The sequence below is a fragment of the Falsiroseomonas sp. RANM36 genome (assembly GCF_056682175.1).
The window spans coordinates 1-5548 of sequence record NZ_JBWXTD010000006.1 but is presented as its reverse complement, the minus strand read 5'-3'; the positions used below and the strand labels follow the sequence as shown (position 1 = coordinate 5548).

The window sequence follows — 5548 nt, the reverse complement described above, 5'->3', positions numbered from 1 at the left end:
GGCGGCGGCCCGCCCGGGGGGGGGGGGGCCCCCCCCCCGGGCCCCCGCGACGCGCGGGGCGAGCAGCGGCGCGAGGCCGGCCAGCGGGCCGCCGGCAAGGATCACCGCCTCCGCGCCGTCCTCCTCCACCGACTGGCGGCACAGTTCCACGAGCAGGTCCGCGCGTTCCTCGGCGACCTTGCCGGGATCGCCGGCGAAGGGCGGGCCCATGCGGAAGCCGGCGCAGCGCGCGGCGAGGCCGTGATGCGCCAGGCAATCCTCGAACATCGGGCGCAGCGCGGCGGTGAAGCTCGCCACGCCGAAGCGGCGGCCGAGCATGGCGGCGGCATGGAAGGCGGCCTCGCTGATGCCGAGCACCGGCACGTCGAGCAACTCCTTCGCGGCGTCGAGGCCGGGGTCGCCGAAGCAGGCGATGACCGCGGCGTCGTAGCGGCCGCGCCGGGCCGCGAGCGCGGCGAGCGTCGCGGGGCCGGCGACCAGCCAGTCGGCGCGGCTGACGATCAGCGGCAGGCCGAAGGGCGCGGTGACGGCCTCGATCGCCGTGCCGGGCGACGCCGCCGCGCGCGCCGCGGCGCCGATGCGCGCGGTCACGCTCTCCGTCGTGTTGCTGTTGACGACGAGGATGCGCATTCAGCCTGGCTCCCGCGCCAGGACATGCGCAGCGATGTCGCGGCGGCGCGCCACCCAGATGCCGGGGGTGCGCGCGACGTGCTCGAAAATCTGCTCGAGGCCGGGCATGCGCGCGGGGCGCCCGATGATGCGCAGATGCAGGCCAATGGAGAGCATTTTCGGGGCCGTCTTTCCCTCCCGCAGCAGCCAGTCGATCGCGCTGATGCAATAGCGCGAGAAATCCTCGGGCTGAACGAAGCCGCCGCCGGGGGCGAAGCGCATGTCGTTGGTGTCGAAGGCATAGGGCAGGATCACGTGCCGGCCGCCATCGGGGCGCGCGATGCTGCGGGGGATGTCGTCGTCGTAGCAGTCGGAATCGTAGAGGAAGCCGCCTTCCTCCAGCAGCAGCCGCCGCGTGTTGGGCGAGGACGCGCTGCGGGTGTGCCAGCCGACCGGGCGTTCGCCCGTGGCCTTCGTGATCGCCTCCACCGTCGCGGCGATCACGGCGCGCTCGGTGGCTTCCGGCATGCCGGCATGGCGTTCCCAGCGCCAGCCATGCGCGGAGATCTCGTGCCCGCGTGCGGCCGGCGCCGCGGCCCGGGCGGGCGTCGCCGCCACCGCGCGGCCGCAGGCGGAGAAGGTCGCCTTCACACCGTAGGCGTCGAGAAGCGACAGAATCCGCCAGATGCCGGCGCGGCTGCCATAGGCGAAATGGCTTTCCATGCAGGGGTCGGGGTGGCCCACCACCTCCTCGCGCGCCTCGTAGACGCTCTCGTTGCGCTCGTCGCCGCTGGTCAGCGACAACTCCGCGCCTTCCTCGACATTCACGACGAAGGAGAGCGCGAGCCGCGCATCCTCCGGCCAGGCGATGCGCGGCGGGTTCGGGCCGTGGCCCGCGAGATCGCGCGCGGCCGGCGGCATGCCTCCCGGCAGCATCAGGCGCCCCGATACAGCGAATAGCCGTAGGGCGTGAACTTGATCGGCAGGTGGTAGTGCTGCGCCAGGTCGAAGACGCGGAAGCGGAACGGCACCACGTCCAGGAAGGGCGGCGCCTCGCTGCCCGTGGCGCGGTGGAAGTCGCCGATGCCGAGCAGCACCTCGTGCTCGCCCTGCTGCACACCCGCGCCCTGCGCCACGGCGTGATGCAGCGCGCCGTCGGGCCCGATCCGGCCTTCGGCGATGGTCACGCGCGCGCCGTCCGGCGCGATGCGGTCGATCCGCACGGCGAGGCCCTCCGCCACGCGCCCGCGCGCCACATCCACCGCATGCACCGAGATGCCGCCCGCCTGTCCCATGCCGGCATCCTGCCCCGCTGCGCGGCGTCGGGCCAGGGGCGGATGGCGGCGGCACAAGGATTGCGGGGCAGGCCGCGTATCCCACAGGAGAATCCGCATGCGCCGTCGTCACCTGCCTCTTCTTGCGGCAGCAGCCGCCTTCGGCGCGAGCAGGTCCGCGCGCGCGCAGGATGGCTGGCCGAGCCGTAGCGTCCGCATCGTCGTCACCTTCCCGCCCGGCGGGTCCTCCGACATCGTCGCGCGCGTGCTGTCCGACATCTGGTCGCAGCGCCTGCCGCAGCGGGTGGTCGTGGACAACCGGCCCGGCGCGGGAGGCACGCTCGGCGCCGGGCATGTCGCGACGCAGCCGGCGGATGGCTACACGCTGCTGCTGTCCAACACCGCGCCGATCGTGACCTCGCCGCCGATCTACCCGAATGCCGGCTACGACCCGGTGACGTCCTTCACCCACATCGCGTATCTCGGCGCGACGCCGCTGGTGATCATGATCAATCCGCGCCGCGTGCCGGCCAGCGTGACCGACCTTGCCGGCCTCATCGCCTGGGCCAAGGCGCAGTCGGCGCCGCCCGCCTTCGGCAGCTCGGGCGCCGGCTCCGTGCACCACATCTTCGGCGAGCAGCTGATGGCGCGGACCGGCGTGCAGCTGACGCATGTGCCCTATCGCGGTTCCTCGCCCATGCTGGCGGACCTGCTGGGTGGCGCGATCCCGATCGGCTTCGACACGCTGCCGCAGAACATCGAGAACATCCGCTCCGGCCGGCTGCGCGCCATCGCCGTGACCTCGCCGCAGCGCCAGGCGATGGCGCCGGAAGTGCCGACCACGGCCGATGCCGGCTTCCCCGGCCTGCTCGCGGAGAACTGGCGCGGTCTCTCCGCACCGGCCGGGCTGCCGGCGCCGATCGCGGCGAAGCTGCATGCCGAGGTCGCCGCGGCGCTTGCGATGCCGCCGGTGGCGAAGCGGTGGGAGGAGCTCGGCATCGCGGTGCGGCCAATGACGCAGCCCGAGTTCGCCGCCTATGTCGCGGAGGAGGTGAAGACGGTCGGCGGCGCGGTGAAGGCGCTCGGCATCACCGCGTCATGACGGCGTCGCCGCGGGTCGCCGCAGTCTTCTTCGGCCGCCCTGGCGCCGGCGGCTTCAACCAGGCGGGGGTCGCCGGGCTGGAGCGCGCGGCCGCGGTGCATGGCCTCTCGCCCGAGATCGTGTGGGAGCCGGAGCCCGCGCGGCGCGCCGAGACGCTGGCAGCGGTCGCGGCGCGCGCCGAGCTGGTGATCGCCCATGGCGGCCAGGGCGAGGCCGGCGTCAGACAGGTCGCGCCGGGCTTCCCGCGCGTGGCCTTCGCCGTGACGCAGGGCCGCATCGCCGGGCCGAACATCGCCTGCTTCGAGGTGCTGCAGGAGCAATCCGCCTTCCTCGCCGGCGCCTTGGCCGGCTGGTGGATGCCGGGCCGCATCGCCGCGCATCTCTCGGGCGAGCCCGTGCCGCCGGGCCTGCGCGGCCGCGCGGGCTTCGCGGCGGGGCTGCACCATGCGCGGCCCGATGCGCAGTTGCTGACGGGCTTCTGCGGCAACCAGCACGATCCGCCGCTGGCGGAGGCCTGGACGCGCGCGCAGGCGGCGGCCGGTGCCGCGGTGCAGTTCGCCATGCTGGATGGCGGCCGCAGCGGCGCGATCGCGGCCTGCAAGGAAACCGGCATGCGCGCCATCGGCAATGTCCGCGACTGGACGGAAGAGGATCCGGTCTTCCTTGCCTCCGCCATCGCCGAGAATGGCGTGACGATCGAGGCGGCCATCGCCGCCTTCCTCGCCGGCCGCTTCGCCGAGGCGCGGATCGGGCTGGAACGGCCGGAAGCGGTGCGTCTCGCCCTCGCGCGGGAGGTCTCGCCCGCCCTGGCCGCGCGGCTGGATGCGCTGCGGTCGGACATCATCGCCGGTGCGGTCGTGGTGCCGGAGCACTATGACGGCGCGGAGTGGCGGCCGGGCTGACGCCGATTCAGGTCTCCATCCACTGCCGCAGCAGGTTGGCGTGGCTTTTCGCGAGCAGGTCGAAGGCCTCGCCCTTGCCCTGCTGCGCGAAGACCTGCCGCTTCGCCGTCTCCAGGTCGAACAGGATTTCCCGGCGGGCAGGGTCGCGGACCAGGCTCTGCACCCAGGTGACGGCGACCAGGCGCTCGCCGGCGGTGACTTCCGCCACGCGATGCAGGGTGGTGGCGGGATAGGCGATGGCGTCGCCCGCGCCGAGCTTGAAGGCCTGTTCGCCGGCGCCGTCCTCGATCACCAGCTCGCCGCCGCCATAGCTGTCCGGCGGGGCGAGGAAGACGGTCACGGCGACATCGGTGCGCAGCGGGCCGTCGGGCCCGGCCATCAGCGCATCGTCCACATGCGTCCCATAGGCCTGGCCGACGCCGTAGCGGGCAATCAGCGGCGTGCGGAGATGGCGCGGTCGGACGGCGGCGGCGAAGACCGCGTTGCCGCGCAGCGCCTCCGCGACCAGGGCCACGGCCTCGCGGGTCGCGGGGTCGTGGCGCTCGGCCTGATGATTGGCCTTGACCGCCCTGGCATGCCAGCCGGCGGTGGCGCGGCCATCCTCGAAGCGGGCGGCAGCGGTGAGGGCTTGGACCTTGCCGAGCGTGGGAGTATCCAGGAGCCGCGCAATGCAAGTGATCATCATTTGCATCTTATGACGGAGCGCCTGCCATGACCAGCGCCGATGACACCGACCCGCCGATCCCCCGCCGGCGGCTGAAGCTCTGGGTCGGCCTGGGCGCCGCCGTCCTGGTGGGCGCGCAGGGCGCGCCTGCCGCGGCGCAGCCGGCCCCGGCGCGCGAAGCGCCCGGCGGCGGCGGGGAAGGCGGCGAGGGTGGCGAAGGTGGCGAGGGCGGGGAGGGCGGCGTGGATGCCGATCGCGCCCGCACCGACCCCGTCGTCGTCCTCGTCGCGCGCGATGTGATCGCCGCCCACTACATCGCCGGCCGCGACATGCATCGCGCAGGCCGCCACGCGCCGGCGGCGGAGATGTTCGCCCACGGCATGTCCGAGGTGTATGTCGGGATCGAGGAGGTGCTCGCCGCCCGCGGCGTGGCGCCCTTCGGCGCCGCGATGGAGCGCGCCGTCGCGCTCGCGCTGGACAATGCCCCGCCGGCCGAGGTCACGGCGGCGGCCAATGTGGTGCTGGCGCAGCTTGAAGCCGCCGGGGCCAAGGCGCCGCCGCCCGGCGCGACGCTGGACGTCCGGCTGCGCGCGGTGGCCGAGATGGCCGCCCGCGCGGCGCTACAATTCGCGGCGGCCATCCGCCAGCCCGATTCGGACGAGCCCTATCTCGACGGCTATGGCTTCGGCCGCGTCGTCGCCGCGCGCGCGCAGCCGCTGCTGCCCGAGCTCGCCGCGGCGAATCGCGCGGAGGAGGCCGCGCTGCTTGGCCGCATCCTGCCCCTGCTGGATGCGGCCTTCCCCGCACCGCTGCGCCCATCGCCCATGCCGGCGGTCGATCCCGGTGCGCTGCTGGGTGCCGTGTCGCGGCTGAAGCTCGCGCTGAGCTGACGCGGACCGGCATCGAGGGCCTGCGGGGGGGGGGGGGGGGGGCCCCCCCCCGCCAGGGCGAGACCAAAGGCCCCCCCCACACCCCGGGCGCGGTCACCGCGCGCGGC

7 protein-coding genes are annotated in these 5548 nt (G+C 74.3%); 3 read left to right on the top strand and 4 right to left on the bottom strand.

What is annotated here, in order from left to right; all coding sequences use genetic code 11:
- From AC1MIR_RS21540 to AC1MIR_RS21530, 3 genes are all read right to left on the bottom strand, one after another.
- Nucleotides 1-630: aspartate/glutamate racemase family protein (locus AC1MIR_RS21540; RefSeq protein WP_480030240.1), on the bottom strand; the 630-nt coding region annotated here is incomplete at its 3' end.
- The gene (locus tag AC1MIR_RS21535; RefSeq protein WP_480030239.1) at nt 631-1530 is read right to left on the bottom strand and encodes a polysaccharide deacetylase family protein; all 900 of its coding nucleotides are present in this window, start codon (nt 1528-1530) and stop codon (nt 631-633) included.
- Between the two features lie 14 nt (nt 1531-1544).
- Nucleotides 1545-1904, bottom strand: coding sequence for a hydroxyisourate hydrolase (locus AC1MIR_RS21530; protein WP_480030238.1), 360 nt, complete (start codon nt 1902-1904; stop codon nt 1545-1547).
- Nucleotides 1905-2001: 97 nt separating this feature from the next.
- On the opposite strand from AC1MIR_RS21530, the gene AC1MIR_RS21525 reads away from it, so the two are divergent.
- Together AC1MIR_RS21525 and AC1MIR_RS21520 are read left to right on the top strand one after the other, a co-directional pair.
- Nucleotides 2002-2985 (top strand): Bug family tripartite tricarboxylate transporter substrate binding protein, encoded by a 984-nt coding sequence (locus AC1MIR_RS21525; protein ID WP_480030237.1) that lies wholly within the window; start codon nt 2002-2004, stop codon nt 2983-2985.
- Entirely contained in the window at nt 2982-3887 is a 906-nt protein-coding gene (locus tag AC1MIR_RS21520) for a BMP family ABC transporter substrate-binding protein (protein WP_480030236.1), read from the top strand. Before AC1MIR_RS21525 ends, AC1MIR_RS21520 begins: the two co-directional genes overlap by 4 nt.
- Before the next feature lie 7 nt (nt 3888-3894).
- Here AC1MIR_RS21520 and AC1MIR_RS21515 read toward each other — a convergent pair whose 3' ends face one another.
- The gene (locus AC1MIR_RS21515; RefSeq protein WP_480030235.1) at nt 3895-4569 is read right to left on the bottom strand and encodes a Fe2+-dependent dioxygenase; all 675 of its coding nucleotides are present in this window, start codon (nt 4567-4569) and stop codon (nt 3895-3897) included.
- A gap of 29 nt (nt 4570-4598) precedes the next feature.
- On the opposite strand from AC1MIR_RS21515, the gene AC1MIR_RS21510 reads away from it, so the two are divergent.
- Complete coding sequence (locus AC1MIR_RS21510; RefSeq protein WP_480030234.1) at nt 4599-5441, top strand: hypothetical protein; 843 nt, start codon at nt 4599-4601, stop codon at nt 5439-5441.
- Nucleotides 5442-5548 lie beyond the last annotated feature (107 nt).